The 19358-nt window shown below is 73.6% G+C and carries 17 protein-coding genes; 8 read left to right on the forward strand and 9 right to left on the reverse strand.

Annotated features, from left to right (window positions below):
• Position 1: 1 nt before the first annotated feature.
• The 3 genes from ACZ5HG_RS07455 to ACZ5HG_RS07465 are packed head-to-tail and all read right to left on the reverse strand — an operon-like array spanning position 2 to position 3326.
• Entirely contained in the window at positions 2-1441 is a 1440-nt protein-coding gene (locus tag ACZ5HG_RS07455) for an NAD(P)/FAD-dependent oxidoreductase (protein ID WP_464181477.1), read from the reverse strand.
• On the reverse strand, positions 1438-2832 hold the full coding sequence (locus ACZ5HG_RS07460) for an aspartate aminotransferase family protein (protein WP_464181479.1): 1395 nt from the start codon (positions 2830-2832) through the stop codon (positions 1438-1440). Before ACZ5HG_RS07460 ends, ACZ5HG_RS07455 begins: the two co-directional genes overlap by 4 nt.
• Positions 2829-3326: an Lrp/AsnC family transcriptional regulator gene (locus ACZ5HG_RS07465; RefSeq protein WP_464181480.1), complete on the reverse strand. Its 498-nt coding sequence runs from the start codon at positions 3324-3326 to the stop codon at positions 2829-2831. Before ACZ5HG_RS07465 ends, ACZ5HG_RS07460 begins: the two co-directional genes overlap by 4 nt.
• A 176-nt stretch (positions 3327-3502) precedes the next feature.
• Between ACZ5HG_RS07465 and ACZ5HG_RS07470 the strand changes: the two genes are divergently transcribed.
• The 7 genes from ACZ5HG_RS07470 (at position 3503) to ACZ5HG_RS07500 (ending at position 11816) form a co-directional block, all read left to right on the forward strand.
• Entirely contained in the window at positions 3503-4930 is a 1428-nt protein-coding gene (locus ACZ5HG_RS07470; RefSeq protein WP_464181482.1) for a gamma-aminobutyraldehyde dehydrogenase, read from the forward strand.
• 130 nt (positions 4931-5060) lie between these two features.
• Positions 5061-6365 carry a polyamine ABC transporter substrate-binding protein gene (locus tag ACZ5HG_RS07475; RefSeq protein ID WP_464181484.1) on the forward strand — a complete coding sequence of 435 codons (1305 nt, stop codon included), beginning with the start codon at positions 5061-5063 and terminating at the stop codon, positions 6363-6365.
• Positions 6362-7519 (forward strand): ABC transporter ATP-binding protein, encoded by a 1158-nt coding sequence (locus ACZ5HG_RS07480; protein WP_464181486.1) that lies wholly within the window; start codon positions 6362-6364, stop codon positions 7517-7519. Before ACZ5HG_RS07475 ends, ACZ5HG_RS07480 begins: the two co-directional genes overlap by 4 nt.
• Positions 7516-8475 carry an ABC transporter permease gene (locus ACZ5HG_RS07485; RefSeq protein ID WP_464181488.1) on the forward strand — a complete coding sequence of 320 codons (960 nt, stop codon included), beginning with the start codon at positions 7516-7518 and terminating at the stop codon, positions 8473-8475. The genes ACZ5HG_RS07480 and ACZ5HG_RS07485 overlap by 4 nt, the downstream gene beginning before the upstream one ends.
• 17 nt (positions 8476-8492) lie before the next feature.
• Positions 8493-9329: an ABC transporter permease gene (locus ACZ5HG_RS07490; RefSeq protein ID WP_464182121.1), complete on the forward strand. Its 837-nt coding sequence runs from the start codon at positions 8493-8495 to the stop codon at positions 9327-9329.
• A gap of 30 nt (positions 9330-9359) precedes the next feature.
• Positions 9360-10640 (forward strand): saccharopine dehydrogenase family protein, encoded by a 1281-nt coding sequence (locus ACZ5HG_RS07495; RefSeq protein ID WP_464181489.1) that lies wholly within the window; start codon positions 9360-9362, stop codon positions 10638-10640.
• A gap of 21 nt (positions 10641-10661) precedes the next feature.
• Positions 10662-11816, forward strand: a complete 1155-nt coding sequence (locus tag ACZ5HG_RS07500; protein WP_464181490.1) for a GGDEF domain-containing protein — start codon at positions 10662-10664, stop codon at positions 11814-11816.
• A gap of 34 nt (positions 11817-11850) precedes the next feature.
• Here the strand turns inward: ACZ5HG_RS07500 and ACZ5HG_RS07505 are convergent, their stop codons facing one another.
• From ACZ5HG_RS07505 to gabT, 6 genes are all read right to left on the reverse strand, one after another.
• A complete protein-coding gene (locus tag ACZ5HG_RS07505; RefSeq protein WP_464181491.1) occupies positions 11851-12534 on the reverse strand; it encodes a hypothetical protein in 684 nt (227 codons plus the stop codon).
• A complete protein-coding gene (locus ACZ5HG_RS07510) occupies positions 12531-13232 on the reverse strand; it encodes a hypothetical protein (RefSeq protein WP_464181492.1) in 702 nt (233 codons plus the stop codon). The genes ACZ5HG_RS07505 and ACZ5HG_RS07510 overlap by 4 nt, the downstream gene beginning before the upstream one ends.
• Positions 13229-13888 carry a hypothetical protein gene (locus ACZ5HG_RS07515; protein ID WP_464181494.1) on the reverse strand — a complete coding sequence of 220 codons (660 nt, stop codon included), beginning with the start codon at positions 13886-13888 and terminating at the stop codon, positions 13229-13231. The genes ACZ5HG_RS07510 and ACZ5HG_RS07515 overlap by 4 nt, the downstream gene beginning before the upstream one ends.
• Positions 13889-13911: 23 nt before the next feature.
• Positions 13912-16080 carry a hypothetical protein gene (locus tag ACZ5HG_RS07520; RefSeq protein WP_464181495.1) on the reverse strand — a complete coding sequence of 723 codons (2169 nt, stop codon included), beginning with the start codon at positions 16078-16080 and terminating at the stop codon, positions 13912-13914.
• Positions 16077-16370 carry a hypothetical protein gene (locus tag ACZ5HG_RS07525; protein WP_464181496.1) on the reverse strand — a complete coding sequence of 98 codons (294 nt, stop codon included), beginning with the start codon at positions 16368-16370 and terminating at the stop codon, positions 16077-16079. The genes ACZ5HG_RS07520 and ACZ5HG_RS07525 overlap by 4 nt, the downstream gene beginning before the upstream one ends.
• Positions 16371-16449: 79 nt before the next feature.
• The gene (gene gabT / locus ACZ5HG_RS07530) at positions 16450-17781 is read right to left on the reverse strand and encodes a 4-aminobutyrate--2-oxoglutarate transaminase (RefSeq protein WP_464181498.1); all 1332 of its coding nucleotides are present in this window, start codon (positions 17779-17781) and stop codon (positions 16450-16452) included.
• 221 nt (positions 17782-18002) lie between these two features.
• Between gabT and ACZ5HG_RS07535 the strand changes: the two genes are divergently transcribed.
• Entirely contained in the window at positions 18003-19319 is a 1317-nt protein-coding gene (locus ACZ5HG_RS07535) for a M50 family metallopeptidase (protein ID WP_464181500.1), read from the forward strand.
• Positions 19320-19358 lie beyond the last annotated feature (39 nt).

Raw genomic sequence — 19358 nt, forward strand, 5'->3', positions numbered from 1 at the left:
CTCAGTGGCCGAGCAGCGGGGCCAGCGCGCGGGCGATGCGGCTCGGACGGCCGGTCAGGCGCTCCTCGGCGTCGGCCAGGGCCGCCCCGCGCAGGCCGGCGGTGATCCCGGCCCAGCGCAGCGGCTCCGGCTCCCACGCCGGCGAGCGGTGACCGACCCAGGGCAGGCGGGTGAGCGCGGTGCCGGCGCCGGTCAGCAGGTCGGCGAGCGTCCGCCCGGCGAGGTTGGTGGTCGCGAGCCCGTCGCCGACGTAGCCGCCCGCCCACGCGATGCCGGTCGTGGGGTCGAGGCCGACGGACGCGTGCCAGTCGCGCGGGATGCCGAGCGGTCCGCCCCAGGCGTGCGTGATCCGGGCGTGCCGGACGGCGGGGAACAGGTCGAGCAGGGCGGCGTGCAGGTGCCGGGTGACGCGGGGGTTCTGGTCGTGCTCGGGGCGGACGGTCGATCCCCAGTGGTAGGGGGCGCCGCGTCCGCCGAACGCGAGCCGGTCGTCGGCGGTGCGCTGGCCGTAGACGATCAGGTGCCGGCCGTCGGTGAAGGTCTGCCCGCGGTCCAGGCCGATGGTGTCCCAGACGACCTCGGGCAGCGGCTCGGTGGCGATCATCAGCGAGTACACCGGCGCGATCGCGCGCCGCGATCCGGGCAGCCGTGCGGTCCAGCCCTCGGTGGCCCGCACGACCTGCCGGGCGCGCACGGTGCCCTGGTCGGTGACGACGGCGCCGGGGGAGATCCGCAGCGCGCGGGTGCCCTCGGCGATCCGCACCCCGCGGGACTCGAGCACGTCGGCCAGGCCGCGTGCCAGCCGGGCGGGCTGCAGGCGGGCGCAGTCCGGGGTCCAGGTGCCGCCGAGCGCGTCGTCCACCTGCACGTGCTCGGCCACGCCGGCGGCATCCAGCAGGTGCAGCTCGTCGCCCCAGCGCGGGGCGTCGGCGGCCTCGGCGCGCAGCCGTTCCAGCTGCGGGCGGGTGCGGGCGACGGTGACGGAGCCGCCGTAGGCGAAGTCGCAGTCGATCTGCTCGGCGGCGGCCACCCCGCCGACCTCGACCACGGTGTCCCGCATGGCGGCGCGCATCGATCGGGCGGCGTCCTCGCCGTGCGCGCGGGCCAGCGCCGCGGCCGAGGTGGGGAACAGCGCCGAGCACCAGCCGCCGTTGCGCCCGCTGGCGCCGTATCCCGCCACCGCCTGCTCGACGACCAGCACGTCCAGCGCCGGGTCGGCCTCCAGCAGGTAGTACGCGGTCCACAGGCCGGTCAGCCCGGCGCCGACCACGACCACGTCGGCGGTGGTGTCGTCGTCCAGCGGGTCGCGCGGCACGATCGGCGCCTCGGCGTGCACCTGGTCGAACCACAGCGACACCGACGCGAGATCCCGCCCCGCGGTCCACGCCAGCGCCGGCCCGCCGCGCGCCCCGGCGGCGCCGGCCGTGCCCGCCGTGCTCACAGCCGCGCCCACGCCTCGCTGAGCACCCCGCGCAGGATCTGCTCGATCTCGTCGAACTCGGCGGGCCCGCAGGTCAGCGGCGGCGACAGCTGGATCACCGGGTCCCCGCGGTCGTCGGCGCGGCAGTACAGGCCGGCGTCGAACAGCGCCGTCGAGAGGAACCCGCGCAGCAGCCGCTCGGCCTCGTCGTCGTCGAAGGTCTCCCGGGTCGCCTTGTCCTTCACCAGCTCGATGCCGTAGAAGTACCCGGCCCCGCGCACGTCGCCGACGATCGGCAGGTCCAGCAGCTTCTCCAGCGTGGACCGGAACACCGGGGCGTTCTCGTGCACCCGGTCGGTCAGCCGCTCGCGCTCGAAGATGTCCAGGTTCGCCATGGCGACGGCCGCCGACACCGGGTGACCGCCGAAGGTGTACCCGTGGTAGAACGTCGTCGACCCGGTGCGGAACGGCTCGTACACCCGGTCGGAGACGATGGTGGCGCCGATCGGGGAGTACCCGGAGGTGAGCCCCTTGGCGCAGGTGATCATGTCGGGCACGTAGCCGAAGTCGGTGCAGGCGAAGATCTCGCCGATCCGGCCGAAGGCGCAGATCACCTCGTCGGACACCAGCAGCACGTCGTAGCGGTCGCAGATCTCCCGCACGCGCTGGAAGTACCCCGGCGGCGGCGGGAAGCAGCCGCCGGCGTTCTGCACCGGCTCGAGGAACACCGCCGCGACGGTCTCCGGCCCCTCGAACTCGATGGCCTCGGCGATCCGATCGGCGGCCCAGCGCCCGAAGGCCTCCGGGTCGTCGCGCAGCGCCTCGGGGCCCCGGTAGATGTTGGTGTTCGGCACCCGCTGCGTGGAGGGGACCAGCGGCTCGAAGGGCTCCTTGAGCGCGGGGATGCCCGTGATCGACAGCGCCCCCTGGGTGGTGCCGTGGTAGGCGATGGCCCGGGAGATCACCTTGTGCTTGCCGGGCCGGCCCTGGAGCTTCCAGAACTGCTTGGCGAGCTTCCACGCGGTCTCGACGGCCTCGCCGCCGCCGGTGGTGAAGAACACCCGGTTCAGGTCGCCGGGCGCGTGCTCGGCCAGCCGCTCGGCGAGGTCGATCGCCTGCGGGTGCGCGTAGGACCAGAGCGGGAAGAACCCGAGCTCGGTGGCCTGCTGGCGTGCCCGCTCGGCGAGCTCGACGCGGCCGTGCCCGGCCTGCACCACGAACAGCCCGGCGAGGCCGTCGATGTACCGGCGGCCCTGGTCGTCCCAGATGTGGTGGCCCTCGCCGCGCACGATCGTGGGGACCTTCTGCTCCCAGGCGCTCTGCCGGGTGAAGTGCCCCCACAGGTGGTCGCGGGCGGCGGCGTCCCGGTCGGTGCCGCGCGGGGTGCGGGTGCCGGGCAGGGTGTCGGTCATCGGGTCCCCCAGTTGTAGAGCTGCTTGCGCAGCTTGAGGTAGACGAAGGTCTCGGTGGCGCGCACCCCGGGCAGGGTGCGGATGCGCTCGTTCAGCACCTCGAGCAGGTGGTCGTCGCCGGTGCAGACCACCTCGACGAGCACGTCGAAGCCGCCGGCGGTGATCACCACGTAGTCGACCTCGGCGAGGTCGGCCAGGGCGTCGGCGAGCGCTTGCAGGTCGCCCTCGGCGCGGATGCCGATCATGGCCTGCCGGGCGAAGCCGACCTGCACCGGGTCCGTGACGGCGACGATCTGCATGACGCCGGACTCGGTGAGCCGCTGCACCCGCTGCCGCACCGCCGCCTCGGACAGCCCGACGGCCCGGCCGATGGTGGCGTAGGCACGCCGGCCGTCCTCCTGGAGCTGCTCGATGATCGCCTTGGACAGGTCGTCCAGGACGACGGGAGCGGGGCCGGCGGAGGGGGCGTGGGCAGGGGTGGAGCGCGTGGTCACGCTCCCGATCGTCCCCCGGACACCCGGCGCGGCGCAAGCGATTCCGCGATCGAGTCGCCTCGAAACAACGGATCCGCTCGTGGAAACACACTTGTTACGAGGATTTCAGCATCTGGGGCAGCGCGGGAGCGCACTCCGGCGTTAGCGTGCTCGGCACCCGGACCAAGGAGCCACCCGTGAGCACCGCTCTCCTCAACGTGATCGGCGGCCGGCAGGTGCCCGCCCGCGACGGCCGCACCAGCGCGATCATCGACCCGACCACCGGCGAGCCCTACACGCAGGCGCCGCTGTCCGGGGCGGCGGACGTGGACGACGCCGTGCAGGCCGCCGCCCGCGCCTTCACCACCTGGCGGCGCACCACCCCCGCCGAGCGGCAGCGCGCGCTGCTCCGGATCGCCGACGCGATCGACGCCCGCGCGGACGAGATCGTCGCCGTCGAGTCCAAGGACACCGGCAAGCCGATCGGCCTGACCGCCACCGAGGAGCTGCCGCCGAGCGCCGACCACTTCCGGTTCTTCGCCGGGGCCGCCCGGGTGCTGGAGGGGCTGTCGGCAGGGGAGTACCTGGCCGGGCACACCTCCTGGGTGCGACGCGAGCCGGTGGGGGTGATCGGGCAGGTCACGCCGTGGAACTACCCGCTGATGATGGCGGTGTGGAAGATCGCCCCGGCGCTGGCGGCGGGCAACACCGTCGTGCTCAAGCCCTCGGACACCACGCCCGCCTCCACGCTGCTGCTGGCGGAGATCGCCGGGGAGTTCCTGCCCGAGGGCGTGCTCAACGTGATCTGCGGCGACCGGGACACCGGCCGCGCGCTGGTCGAGCACCCGCGGCCGGACATGGTGTCGATCACCGGGTCGGTGCGCGCGGGCATGGAGGTCGCCGGCGCGGCGGCCCGGGACGTCAAACGGGTGCACCTGGAGCTCGGCGGCAAGGCGCCGGTGGTGGTCTTCGACGACGCCGACCTCGCCGCCGCGGCGGCCGGGATCGCGGGGGCCGGGTACTTCAACGCCGGGCAGGACTGCACCGCGGCCACCCGGGTGCTGGTGCAGCGCGGCGCCCACGACGACTTCCTCGCCGCGCTCGCGGCCGAGGCCCGTGGCCAGCGCACCGGCATGCCGGACGACCCGGACGTGGCCTTCGGCCCGCTGAACAACGCCGCGCAGCTCGACCGGGTCACCGGGTTCCTGGACCGGCTGCCGGACCACGCCGACGTGGTGGTCGGCGGGCACCGGCAGGGGGATCGCGGGTACTTCCACGAGGCGACGGTGGTGGCCGGGCTGCGCCAGGACGACGAGGCGGTGCAGCAGGAGATCTTCGGCCCGGTGATCACCGTGCAGACCTTCGCGGACGAGGCGGAGGCCGTGGCGCTGGCGAACGGCGTGCAGTACGGGCTGTCGTCCTCGGTGTGGACCAGCGACCACGCGCGGGCGATGCGGCTGTCCCGCGACCTCGACTTCGGGGTGGTGTGGATCAACACGCACATCCCCTTCGTGTCGGAGATGCCGCACGGCGGCTTCAAGCACTCCGGCTACGGCAAGGACCTCTCGATGTACGGCTTCGAGGACTACACGCGGATCAAGCACGTGATGTCCGCGATCGAGTAGCCGCATGTTCCAGCCGTGCAAACTTTTCGTTGCCAGACGTCGATCCGACGACGAAATCGTTGAGCGCGGTCCCTCCTGACGCCAGGATCAGCACCAACCATCCCGCCCAGGCACGACCCCGAGGAGTCCGATGTCCGCTCGCCGGTCACCCCGCCAGCTCCCCGCCGACCCGCGCGCGCGGGCCCTGATCGCCGCCCTCGGGCTGGACCGCGGCACCCCGCTGCGCCGCGCGCCCGGCGCGGGCCGTGCGGTCGCCCTGCCCGGCGCGGACGCCACCGGCCCGAACCGTCGGCAGTTCCTCGGCGGCGCCGGGGCCCTGGGCGCGGGCCTGCTGCTCGCCGCCTGCGGCACCGGCGGCAGCCCGAGTACCGGGGGGTCGGCCACCGCCGCCGCCGACCTGTCCGACACCGAGAAGCTGGTGCGCTGGGCCAACTGGACGCTCTACCTCGACCAGGACGACTCCGGCACCGGCTACCCGACGCTGGACGCCTTCACCGCGCGGACCGGCATCGAGGTCGAGTACACCGAGGACATCGACGACAACGACTCGTTCTACGGCAAGGTCTCCGGGCAGCTCGCCAACGGCCAGGACATCGGCTACGACATCATCACGCTCACCGACTGGATGGCCGCCCGGCTGATCCGGATGGGCTACACCCAGCAGCTCGACCGCACGGCGATCCCGAACGCCGACAACATCCTGCCGAACCTCGCCGAGGTCGACTTCGACCCGGGCCGCACCCACTCGCTCACCTGGCAGTCCGGCTTCGGCGGCCTGGCGTGGTCCAAGCAGCATGTGCCGAACGGGCTGGCCAGCGTCTCCGACCTGTGGGCGCCGGAGCTCGCCGGGCGGGTCGAGGTGCTCTCGGAGATGCGCGACACCATCGGCCTGATCATGCTCGACCAGGGCGTCGACCCCGCCGGCGACTGGGGGCAGACCGAGTTCGACGCGGCGCTCGCGGTGCTCAAGGAGAAGATCGACTCCGGCCACATCCGGCAGGTGCGCGGCAACTCCTACGCGCAGGACCTGGTCTCCGGCGACGCGGTGGCGGTGATCGGCTGGTCCGGCGACATCACCGCGCTGAACTACGAGAACGACGACGCGTTCTCCTTCGCGATCCCGGACGCCGGCGGCACCCTGTGGAGCGACAACCTGATGATCCCGATCGGCGCCACGCACAAGGCGAACGCCGAGCAGGTCATGAACTACTACTACGACCCCGAGGTCGCCGCGCAGGTGGCGGCGTGGGTCAACTACATCACCCCGGTGCAGGGCGCTCAGGAGGCGATGGAGGCGATCGACCCCGAGCTGGCCGAGAACACGATGATCTTCCCGGACGAGGCGACGCTGGCGAAGGCGCACGTCTTCCGCACGCTCACCCCGGACGAGGAGACCACCTACAACGGCGCGTTCCTGGACGTGATCGGCGCGTGAGCGGCACGCACACGGCTCCCGCCGCCGGCGCCGCGCTGGAGATCTGGGACGTCACCAAGACCTTCGGCTCCTTCGTCGCGGTGGACGACCTGACGCTGACGGTGCCCTCCGGCTCGTTCTTCGCGCTGCTCGGCCCCTCCGGCTGCGGCAAGACCACCACCCTGCGCATGGTCGCCGGGCTGGAGCAGCCGACCTCCGGCAGCATCTCGATCGGCGGCCGCGAGGTCACCGGCACTCGCGCCCACCAGCGCCCGGTGAACACCGTGTTCCAGTCCTACGCGCTGTTCCCGCACCTGACCGTGCTGGAGAACGTCGCCTTCGGGCTGCGCCGCAAGCGGGTCAAGGACGCCGAGGCGAAGGCCCGCGCCGGGCTGGACCTGGTGCAGCTGCCGCACCTCGCCGACCGCAAGCCCGCCCAGCTGTCCGGCGGGCAGCAGCAGCGCGTCGCACTGGCCCGCGCCCTGGTGAACAACCCGGCGGTGCTGCTGCTCGACGAGCCGCTCGGGGCCCTCGACCTCAAGCTGCGCCGGCAGATGCAGCTCGAGCTCAAGCGGATCCAGACCGAGGTCGGCCTCACGTTCATCCACGTCACCCACGACCAGGAGGAGGCCATGACCATGGCCGACACCGTCGCGGTGATGAACCACGGCAAGATCGAGCAGCAGGGATCGCCGGCCGACCTCTACGAGCTGCCGCGCACCGCCTTCGTGGCGAACTTCCTCGGCCAGTCCAACCTGGTCGCCGGGACCGTCGCCGAGCAGGGCAGCGGCACGATCGGCGTGGACGTCGGCGGCACCCGCGTGCTGGTGCCCACCGATCGTGCCGTGGCCACCACCGGGGACGTGCTGGTCGGCGTCCGCCCGGAGAAGATCCGCGTGCTGCTCGACGGGCAGCAGCCGGAACCCGGCGCCAACGTGCTCGGCCCGGGCACCGTCACCGACGTCGCCTTCGCCGGCGTGAGCACCCAGTACCAGGTGGACCTGCCCGGGCTCGGCACCTTCGGCGTGTTCGCGCAGAACCTGGTCGGCGGTGCCACCCTGCGGGTCGGCGACCGGGTGCGGCTGTGCTGGGCGACGGAGTTCACCTTCGGCCTCGCCGGTGACGAGTCCGCCGGTGCCGGTGCGGAGACCGACCCCGAGGCGGTCCCGGCATGAGCATCGCCGCGGCGCTCGCGGACTCGGGGCCGGGCTCGGGCGGGGGCGGGCTCGGGGCGCCGGGCACAGCCGGGGCGCCGGCTGCCGAGCCGACCCGGCGGTCGCGCTCCGGCGCGTTCGGGCTGATGCTGCCCGGCACGCTCTATCTGGTGCTGTTCTTCGTGGTGCCGGTCGGCGCGCTGCTCGCCACCTCGCTCTACGTGCCGGTGCCGGGCGGCGACGTCGGGCAGTTCCAGCCCGCGTTCGCCTGGCAGAACTACGTCGACGCGCTCAGCCAGTTCTGGCCGCAGCTGCTGCGGTCCTTCGTCTTCGCGTTCCTCGCCACCGCCGCCGCGCTGGTGATCGGCTACCCGATGGCCTACGTGATCGCGGTACGCGCCCGCGGGCGGACCTTCCTGCAGGGGATCCTGCTGGTGCTGATCATCGCGCCGTTCTTCACCTCGTTCATCCTGCGCACGATCGCCTGGAAGCAGATCCTCGCCGACGACTCCTTCGTGGTCTCGGCGCTGCGCTGGCTGCACCTGCTGCCCCCGGACGGGCGGCTGACCGCCACGGCCTTCGCGGTGGTGGCCGGCCTGACCTACAACTTCCTGCCGTTCATGGCGCTGCCGATCTACGCCAGCCTGGAGCGGATGGACCCGCGGCTGATCGAGGCCGGCGGCGACCTGTACGCGCGGCCGGTCACCACGTTCCGCACGGTCACGCTGCCGCTGTCCCTGCCCGGGGTCGTCTCCGGCACGCTGCTGACCTTCATCCCGGCGGCCGGTGACTACGTGAACTCCTCGCTGCTCGGCAACAACACCGACACGGCGATGATCGGGCAGGTGATCGACGCCCGGTTCTTCAAGGTGCTCGACTACCCGACGGCGGCCTCGCTGTCGGTGGTGCTGATGATCGCGATCCTGATCCTGGTCGGGGCGTACGTGCGCCGCGCCGGCACCGAGGACCTGGTGTGAGCGCGCCCGCCGCGCCGGTGGCGCGCACCTCTTTCGGACCGGGGGCCCGCCGACGCCGACCCCGCCGCCGCCTCGGCGACGCGATCGTGCCGGTGTTCGCCGGCCTCGCCTTCCTCTACCTGCTGGTGCCGGTGGCCTACACCGTGGCGTTCTCCTTCAACGACGCCGGCAAGACCAACCTGGTGTGGCGCGGCTTCACTCTCGACAACTGGAAGAACCCGTGCGGCGCCCCGCAGGTGTGCGAAGCCTTCGTCAACTCGATCCAGGTCGGGCTGCTGTCCACCCTGCTCGCCACCGCGCTCGGCACCCTGGTCGCCATCGCGCTGGTCCGGTACACCTTCCGCGGCCGGGCGCTGGCCAACCTGCTGATCTTCCTGCCGATGTCCACCCCGGAGGTCGTGCTGGGCGCGGCCCTGCTGGCGCAGTTCCTCTCGCTGCGCGTCCAGCTCGGGTTCTGGACCGTGGTCGCCGCGCACGTGATGTTCTGCGTGTCCTTCGTCGTCGTGACGGTCAAGGCGCGGGTGGCCTCGCTGGACCCCCGGCTGGAGGAGGCCGCCGCCGACCTGTTCGCCTCGCCCTGGCAGGCGTTCTGGAAGGTGACGTTCCCGCTGCTGCTGCCCGGGATCGCCGCGGCCGCGCTGCTGTCGTTCAGCCTCTCCTTCGACGACTTCATCATCACCAACTTCAACTCCGGGTCGTTCACCACGTTCCCGAAGTTCGTCTACGTCTCTGCGACCCGCGGCATCCCGCCGCAGGCCAACGTGATCGGGTCCTTCATGTTCCTGCTCTCGCTGGCGATCGTCGTGGGGTCCCAGGTCGTCCGCAGCGGACGGCTCCGCCGGCGCCGGGCCTGACCGCCCGCGCCCTCCTAGAGAAGGACAGCCATGCGCATCGTCGTGGTCGGCAGCGGTGGGGTGGGCGACGCGGTCGCCCGGATCGCGGCCCGGCGGCACTTCTTCGAGCAGATGATCGTCGCGGACTACGACCCCGGACGGTCCGCGCGCACGGTCGCGGCCGCCGCCGAGCGGGACGTGGTCGGCGGACGGTTCCTGGCCGCGCAGGTCGACGCCTCCGACCCCGGCGCGGTGGCCGACCTGCTGCGCGAGCACCGCGCCACCCACGTGCTCAACGCCGTGGACCCCCGGTTCGTGCTGCCGGTGTTCGAGGCGGCGCGCGCGGCCGGCGTGGACTACCTGGACATGGCCATGTCGCTGTCCACCCCGCACCCCACCGCTCCCTACGAGCGGGTCGGCGTGAAGCTCGGCGACGCGCAGTTCGCGCAGGCGTCCGACTGGGAGGCCGAGGGCCGGCTGGCGCTGGTCGGGATCGGCGTGGAGCCCGGGCTGTCCGACGTCTTCGCCCGCTACGCCGCCGACCACCTGTTCTCCGCGATCACCGAGCTCGGCGTGCGCGACGGCGCCAACCTGGTGGTGCACGACGAGCACGGCGAGCCGGTCTTCGCCCCGTCGTTCTCGATCTGGACCACCATCGAGGAGTGCCTCAACCCGCCGGTGGTCTTCGACGCCGCCCGGGCGCGCGCGGCAGGGGAGCGGGACGCCGGCTGGCACACCGTCCCGCCGTTCCACGAGCCCGAGGTCTTCGACTTCCCGGCACCGATCGGCCCGGTGGAGTGCGTGCACGTCGAGCACGAGGAGGTGCTCCTCATGCCGCGCTGGGTCGACGCCGAGAAGGTCACCTTCAAGTACGGCCTCGGCGAGGAGTTCATCGGCGTGCTGCGCACCCTGCACACCCTGGGTCTCGACTCCACCGCGCCGGTGCGGGTCGGCGGCGTCGAGGTCAGCCCGCGCGACGTGGTGGCCGCCGTGCTGCCCGACCCGGCCGGTCTCGGCCCCCGCATGTCCGGGGCCACCTGCGCCGGGCTGCTGGTCACCGGCACCGGCAAGGACGGCGCCCCGCGCGAGGTCTACCTGCACCACGTGGTCGACAACGCCTGGTCGATGGCCGAGTACGGCGCGCAGTGCGTGGTCTGGCAGACGGCGGTCAACCCGGTGGTCGCCCTGGAGCTGATCGCCGAGGGGCGCTGGGCGGGGGTGGGCGTCCTCGGCCCCGAGGCGTTCGACGCGGTACCGTTCCTCGACCTGCTGGCCGCCCCGGAGCCCGCGGGCTACGGCTCCCCCTGGGGGATGGACGAACGCGAGCCCTGACATGCACGCACCCCTGACCCGATGAGCGCACCGCCGCGCGAGCTGCCGGTGGCCCGACGGTCCGGCGACCCCACGGTGGGCCTGATCCGCCGGGTGCTGCTGGTGTGCCTGCTCGGCGGTGCGGCCTCGGTGGTCGGGGTGCTGGTGCTGCGGGGCGACGACCCCGTCGTGCGGTGGACCTCGCCGGTGCTGCTGGTGGTGATCCTCGCGTTCGCCTGGGTGGTGCTGCGTCAGCCGCGGGCCACGATCGCGGTGTCCCGGCTGGTGCTGATCGGCCTCGAGGTGCTGTGGCTCGTGCTGATGGCGACCCGGCTGCGCCTGCCGGTGGACGAGGGCGGCGGCTGGGACGCCCTGTTCCCGACCACCTTCATGGGCCTGGCCCTGTACGTGGTGATCGGCTACCTGGTGTTCCCGACCCGGGGTGCCGTCGTGCACGCGGGCGTCGTGGTGCTCGCCACGGTCGGTGTCGGCCTGGTCGCGCTGCACGGCGGCAGCGACCCGGACCACGCCGTCGACCTGGTCCGGTACGGCATCTACCTGGCCGTGCTCGCCGCCATGGTCTACGTGCTGTCCCGCACCAAGGAGCACGCCACCCGCGCGTTCCAGGTCGCCCAGCACGCCAGCGCCGAGGCCGCCACCATGCGCGAGATGGCCTACCGGGACGCGCTCACCGGTGCCGCCAACCGCCGCCGGCTGGAGGACGAGCTCGCCTACCAGGGCCGCGTCGTGCGCTCCGGGCTGGACGTCGCGCTGGTCTACCTCGACCTCGACCGGTTCAAGACCGTCAACGACGAGCACGGGCACGTGGTCGGCGACCGGGTGCTGATCGCGGTGGCCGTCGTGCTCGAGCAGCACGTGCGCTCCGGCGACCTGGTGGCCCGCCCCGGCGGCGAGGAGTTCGTCGTGGTCGCGCCCGGGCTCGCCCCCGAGGACGCCCGGGAGATGGCCGAGCGGCTGCGCGTCGCCCTGCCCGCCGCCGTCGAGCGGGACGCCGGGGTGCGGGTGACCGCGTCCTTCGGCGTGACCGCGCTGCGCGCCGACGAGGAGCCCGCCCGCGCGCTGGACCGGGTGGACGCGCTGATGTACCGGGCGAAGCGGGCCGGGCGCGACCGCGTCGCGGGGGACGAGGCGGGGGACGGCGACGGGACGGCCGCCGACGTGGGCGCGGGGGTCTGAGGGCTCGGTCGCGGGGTCGGGCGGGTGGCGCGGGTCACCAGGACTCCTGGATCGGACGGCCGTCGGGGCCGATGACCTCCTCGGCGGGCACGAGCCGGCCGTAGGGGGGCGGGGGGTCGAAGTAGCCGGCCCGGGGGTTGTCGGGTCGGCACGACCCGGGGGTGGTCATCTCCCTGTCGGTGACGACGGTGTGGCCGTCGGGCTCGCGGCGCAGGGCGTAGGTGAAGGCCTTGCCGCCGAACTCCTCGGACAGGTCGTCCGGGCCGGGAGGCGGGCCGCTGGCGGCTTCCCAGTTGCTGGGTTCGCAGGTGGTGATGGTGGCGTGGTCGTCCTCGGTCTTGACGTCCCGGATCGTCATCGGGTTCGGGCCGGGGGAGTAGGGGTAGTGCGAGGCGTTGCCCTCGATGTGCGAGGCGAGCATCTCGGCACTCCCTGCCCACGAGGCGATGTGCTCCTGGGTCGCGACTTCGGCGAGGGCCGGGCGGGAGAAGTCGTGGGTGTTGCGGGCGACGGCCATGGCGATCTGGTAGTCGAGCAGGGTGGCGACCCACTCGTCGGAGGTGTCGGGTGCGCCGTTCGGCCAGTCGATCGCGGGGGTGTCGGAGGCGGGGTCGGCGGGCCAGCGCACCGGGTCCGACGGCGGCCCGCCGCAGCCGGCCAGGGTGGCGAGGCACAGACCCAGTGCGGCGGCGGCCTGGGGGGCGCGAGCGCGGGTCATCGCTCGGACTCCTGGATGGGTCGGCCGTCGGGGCCGATGACCTCGTCCGCCCAGACGGTCTCGCCGTAGGGGGGCGGGGGGTCGAAGTAGCCGGCGCGGGGATTGCCCAGCTCGCAGCCGCTGCCGTTGCGGGCGTCGGTGACGTCGATGTGGCCGTCGGGTTCGCGGTGCAGGACATAGATCATCGTGTGGCCGTTGTACTTCCCGGTGTCGCCGTTGGCGAGGTCGTCCGGGTCGAGCGCGGGGCCCTCGACGGTCATCCACTCCGGGGGGATGCAGACCGAGACAGTGGCTTCGTCGCCCTCGGTCTCGACGTCCCGGATGGTCATCGGGTTGGGCCCGGGCCGGTACGCGTAGATCGACCCGGTGTCATGGAGGTTCTCGCGGTGGGACGCCTGACCCCAGGCTCCGCCGGCCCAGCCGGCTATGTGCTCCTGGGTGGCGAGGGCGGCCAGCGCGGGGCGGGAGAAGTCGTGGGTGTTGCGGGCGACGGCCATGGCGATCTGGTAGTCGAGCAGGGTGGCGACCCACTCGTCGGAGGTGTCGGGTGCGCCGTTCGGCCAGTCGATCGCGGGGGTGTCGGAGTCGGGGTCGGCGGGCCAGCGCACCGGGTCGGACGGTGGCCCGCCGCAGCCGGCCAGGGTGGCGAGGCACAGACCCAGTGCGGCGGCGGCCTGGGGGGCGCGAGCGCGGGTCATCGCTCGGACTCCTGGACGGGTCGGCCGTCGGGGCCGATGACCTCCTCGGCGGGCACCAGCTGGCCGTAGGGAGGTGCGGGGTCGAAGTACCCGGCGCGAGGTTCGTCGGGGTCGCAGCCGCCGTGGATACGGCTGTCGGTGACGACGATATGGCCGTCGGGCTCGCGGCGCAGTGTGTAGATGTAGACCCAGCCGCGGTAATTCCCGGTCAGGTCCTCGGGTGCCGGTGCGGGGCCATCGATCGTGTTCCAGTTCGAGGGGATGCACGCCCTGATAGTGGCGCGGTCGTCCTCGGCGTCGATGTCCAGGATCGTCATCGGGAACGGGCCGGGCCGGTACTCGTAGTGCGAGGCATTGCCCTCCCTGTGGGACGCGAGCATCTCGGCACCCCCGGCCCAGGCGGCGATGTGCTCCTGCGTGGCGAGGGCTGCGAGGGCAGGGCGGGAGAAGTCGTGGGTGTTGCGGGCGACGGCCATGGCGATCTGGTAGTCGAGCAGGGTGGCGACCCACTCGTCGGAGGTGTCGGGTGCGCCGTTCGGCCAGTCGATCGCGGGGGTGTCGGAGTCGGGGTCAGCGGGCCAGCGCACCGGGTCCGACGGCGGCCCGCCGCAGCCGGCCAGGACGCCCAGCAGCACCGCCGTCACGAGAGCAACCACGCGGAGCGCGTGTCGCTGGGCCATCAGGAGCCCGCCGCGTCGGTCTTGGTGACGTCGAGCGCGTCGCGCTCGTCGTCGTACTCGTCCATCCGCTTGTCCACGTAGTGATCGAGACCGCCGGCGGCCTCGATCTCCTCCGCCGGTGCCCAGCCCTCGGCGAGCGCGGTGAGCACTCGGCGGGCCGCGGCCTCCCGCTCGCCGGTGGCACCCGCCTCGGCCAGGAAGTCGCGCAGCGCCGTGTCGTAGCTGCTCGCCCAGGCGTTCTCCGCCAGGTCCTCGCCGACCGTCGTGACCACGGAGGCGGCGATGCCGGCCTCCCCGGCGATCCGGCCGAGGACCTCGCCGGAGACCAGCCCACCCAGGCCGATCTGCTGCCGGACGGCCGCGTCGTGCAGGCTCGCAGCGGTCAGCTCGGCGGCGACCTGCGCGCCGTCGACCGCACCGAGCAGCGCCGCCACCCGGTCGAGGATCTCGTTCTGCCGGATGACCGGGCTCGCGCCCAGGCTGTCGACCAGCACCACCTGGAGCGTCGCCGTGCTCGCGGTGAGCCGGGCGGCCGCGTCGGCGTCCTGCGCCACCAGCGCGAGCAGCGTCGCCAGAGTCTTGTCGGAGACCCAGACGCTGTTGCAGCCGCCGTCGGCCCCCATCCACATGATCGGCGCGTTGGTGGAACGTGCGCTGCCTTCCAGCGGTTTGTCCGCCGTCAGCACCGTCTCCAACCACAGCGGCAGCTGCCGCTCCACCACCCCCGCCAGCGCGTCCGCGGCCTCGGCGTCCAGCCGGGTCAGGTGCCGCGCCGGGTCGTCCATCCACGCGTTGATGATCGCCACGTTCGCCGCCACCAGCCGGTCCACCAGCACCGGGTCCGCCCCCGGCCCGGCCAGCGCCCCCGGCACGGTCTGCAACGCCTCCCACAGCACCAGCGGAGCGGCCCACCCGCCCGCGGCGGGCCAGTCGCGCGCGCCGTACCAGTGCTGCGCCCGCGCCGCGTCCGCGGCCAGCCACGCCGTGACGTCGCCCGGGCACCCCGCGGCCTGCCGGAGCAGCACCGCCGCCGGATCGACGAACCACGAGGGCGAGCCGTCGCCGAGCGGCGCGAGCAGCCCGTCGGCCATCGGCCCGACGCCCCCGGCGTCGGGATCGAGCTGCCAGATCAGCATCCCGTCGCGCTCGCGTGCCTGGATCGCGTCGAGGGTCGCGCAGATCAGCCCGGGCGGCATGGGCGCGCCCTCGGCGTCGGCGAACAGGTACGACACCACCAGGGCGGCGTTGGTGCCGGTGAGCAGGCCGGTGGCGAAGACCGCCTGCTGGTCCTCGTCCCACGCGCCGGCACCGAGCGCGAGGGCGCGGCGCAGGGCGTCCTGCACGGCACCGGCCTGGTCGGCGCGGGCGGGGTCGCGCAGCGCCTCCGCGTCCACCGCGGTCAGCAGGTCGGCCAGGTCGCGCCCGCCGAGGTCGCGCAGGAACGAGCCCATGATCGACGCGGACGTGCCCCAGGTCGCGAGCAGGGTCGCGAGCTCGTCGGTCGCGCTGCGCTCGCCGTCGGCGACACGGCGGGCCAGGTCCACCAGGCTCGTGCGCAGTCCGCGCCAGGTCAGGTGCTCCGCGCCCGTGATCCCCGCGGTCTGCAGTGCGGCCGCGACGGAGTCCCAGGACGGCACCCCCTCCAGGACCAGCGCGCCGCGCACCCGGGTGTCGGCGGCGGTGCGCTCCTCGCCCAGCCGGTCCAGGTCCCGGTCGACCGCGGCGAGCGTCCGGTCGGCCTCGGCGACCTGGGCGGACGCTCGGGCGATCGTGCTCGCGTCGATCACCTCGCCCGGGTGCGGCACCCGGTTCAGCACGGCCTGGCCGGCACGCCGGTCGTCCAGGGCGGCGTCCCGTCGCACACGCACATGGTGCGCGTCCTCGGCGATCTGCTCGACCGTCCCGGCGTAGACCAGCAGCTCGGCGGCGCACCACGCGATCGACTCGACGACCGACCGCACCCGCGCGCAGAACTGCTCGACCCCGTCCCGGAACGCTTCGGCGGCCGCCCCGGACCACACCGTCGACGTCACGTTCCCCTGGTGGGTGCGCATCAGGGCGTGCGCCTCGGCCAGCATCGTGGACGTGCGCTCGTGCTCCGCCGCCTGCAGGCGGAGGCCGGCGACGTCCCCGGCGCCCGGATCCTGCCGGGTCCAGGTGCCGCTCATCCCTGACGCGCCAGCGCCGCGTCGGCGTCGAGCAGCTGCGCCGCGCAGTCGACCGCACCCTGCCCGATCCGGAACACCTCCGAGGCGGCGCCGAGCACCTGGCGTCCCACCACCGGGTTCAGTGCGCGCACCGCCTCGTCGACGGGGCCGGATCCCGATTCGAACGCCCCGGCCCAGCACGGCGACTCCATCATCCGTGCGAGCGACCGGATCACCGATCCCGTCGCGGACACCACCCCGGCATCGACCACCAGATCCGACACGAGCACCTCCAGGACGAGCGCGACCACCTCGACCCGGACCCTGGCACGATCGCGCCGGTCCCCGCTCGCCCGCGTGTGTGGTTCCACTCTTCGCGAGGGATATCCCTCAGCCCAGGGTCGCCAGCGCCTCGACCAGCACGTCCAGCGCGTCGTCCAGCAGCGCCGGCTCGATCACCAGCGGCGGCAGCAGCCGCACCACGTTGCCCCAGGTCCCGCAGGTCAGCAGCACCACCCCGGCGGCCAGGCAGGCGGTGGCGACCCGGCGGGCGGCGTCCGCGTCCGGGTCGAGCGTGCCGGGCCGGACCAGCTCGACGCCGATCATCGCGCCCCGCCCGCGCACCTCCGCCACCGGGCCGCCGGGACGCACCAGGGGCGCCAGCCGCGCGCGCACCCGGGTCTCGATCGCGCGCGCCGCGCCCGCGAGGTCGCGGTCCTCGAACAGGGCGATCGACGCGAGCGCCGCCGCGCAGGACACCGGGTTGCCGCCGAAGGTGCCGCCCAGCCCGCCGGCGTGCACCGCGTCCATGATCTCGGCGCGGCCGGTGACCGCGGCCAGCGGCAGCCCGCCGGCGATCCCCTTGGCGGTGCACACCAGGTCCGGCACCACGCCCTCGTCCTCGCAGGCGAACATCGTGCCGGTGCGGGCGAAGCCGGTCTGCACCTCGTCGGCGACCAGCACGATCCCGTGCGCGCGGGTCCACGCCGCGAGCGCGGGCAGGAACCCCGGCGCCGGCACCACGAAACCGCCCTCGCCGAGCACCGGCTCCACCACCAGCGCCGCCACGCGCTCCGCGCCGATCTGCCGCTCCGCCACCGCGACCAGCCGCGCGGCCGCCTCGGCACCGGTCATCCCGGCGGGGTCGCGCAGCGGGTAGGAGGCGGGCACCCGGTAGACCTCGCCGGCGAAGGGGCCGAAGCCGGTCTTGTACGGCATGGCCTTAGCGGTCATCGCCATCGTGAGGTTGGTGCGCCCGTGGTAGGCGTGGTCGAGCACCAGCACCGCGTCCCGGCCGGTGGTGCGGCGGGCGATCTTGACGGCGTTCTCCACCGCCTCGGCCCCCGAGTTGAGCAGCACCGAGCGCTTGGCGTGGTCGCCGGGGGTCAGGCGCGCCAACGCCTCGCACACCGCGACGTAGCCCTCGTAGGGGCCGACCATGAAGCAGGTGTGCGTGCTGGCGGCGGCCTGCGCGGCGACGGCCTCGACCACCTCGGGCGCGCTGGCGCCGACCGAGGTCACCGCGATCCCGGAGCCGAGGTCGACCAGGGTGTTGCCGTCCACGTCGCGCAGCACCCCGCCCCCGGCACGCTCCACGTACACCGGCAGCGTCGAGGTGACCCCGGCGGCCACCACCGCGGCGCGTCGCTCGGCCAGCGCCCGCGAGCGGGGACCGGGGACCGCGGTGACCAGGTGGCGGCGCTGCTCCAGCGTGTGCGACATCTCGTGCTCCGGAAATCGTCGGTGATCGGGGGTCGATCGCACGGTATCCGTCGATTGTTACGGATGATCGTGCGGTTTCGCGCCCTGATCTGCCCGCGGCGGCGCGATCGGCGATGTGCAGGTCTCGTGCCCCGGGTGGGGGATTCCCGCACGGCGTCCAGCGCACGCCCAGCCGGAGGGGGCAAGATGTGGCAGCCCTGCCTGATCAACCGGAGGACCGCGTGGCCTACTTCATCGGCGTGCTCGTGCTCGTCGTGGGCGTGCTCGTCTCGATCGCCCTGCACGAGCTCGGCCACATGCTGCCCGCCAAGAAGTTCGGCGTGCGCGTCAGCCAGTACATGGTCGGCTTCGGTCCGACGCTCTGGTCCCGCACCCGCGGCGAGACCGAGTACGGCGTCAAGGCGATCCCGCTCGGCGGCTACGTCCGGCTGATCGGCATGTACCCGACCCCCGAGGCCGTGGGCAACCCGCCGGTCAAGGGCTTCCTCAGCCGGATGGCCGCCGACGCCCGCGAGGCCTCCGCCGAGGAGATCCTGCCCGGGCAGGACCACCGCGCGTTCTACCGGCTCTCGACGCCGAAGAAGCTCGTCGTCATGCTCGGCGGACCGGTGATGAACCTGGTGATCGCGGTGGTGCTGCTCGCGATCCTGTTCCTCGGGATCGGCACCTCGGCGCTGTCCACCACGATCTCCTCGGTCAACCAGTGCGTGATCCCGGTCAGCTCCACCGCCACCGAGTGCACCGACGCCGACCCCGAGGCCCCCGCGGCGGCCGCCGGCATCCTGCCCGGCGACACCGTGGTCGAGTACGACGGCGTGACGATCGACTCCTGGGACCAGCTGTCCGGGCTGATCCGCGGCACCGGCGCCGAGGAGGTGCCGATCGTGGTCGAGCGCGACGGCGAGCGGCTCACCCTCCAGGTCACCCCCGTGGTGGCCGAGCGACCGGTGGCCGACGAGGACGGGATGGCCGTGCTGGACGACGACGGGCAGCCGGTGACCGCCAGCGTCGGGTTCCTCGGCATCGGCCCCGGCACCGAGCTGCAGCGCACCTCGCCGTCCGAGGTCGTCACGGTGACGGCGGACTGGGTGTGGCAGACCGGCAAGGCCATGGTCACGCTGCCGGCGAAGATCGTGGACATCGCCCGCAGCACCTTCGGCAGCGAGGAGCGGGACGCCACCGGCGTGATCGGCCCGGTCGGCATCGCCCGCCTCGCCGGCGAGGTCGCGTCCAGCGACGTCCCCGGTGTCGGCACCGCCGAGCGCGTCGGCACGGTGCTCAGCCTGCTCGCCTCGCTGAACATCGCGCTGTTCGTCTTCAACCTGATCCCGCTGGTGCCGCTGGACGGCGGGCACGTCGCCGCCGCGCTGTGGGAGGGGATCAAGCGGCAGTGGGCCCGCGTGCGCCACCTGCCCCGGCCGCGCCCCGCCGACGCCGCCCGGCTGCAGCCGCTGGCGCTGACCATGTTCGTGCTGCTCGCCGGCGCCGGGCTGCTGATCGCCTACGCCGACATCGTCAACCCGACCACGCTGGGCTGACCGGCCGGGTGCCGGGCACGCGGACGACCACGGTGGGAG

Source organism: Cellulomonas sp. GTC20042 (assembly GCF_055389595.1).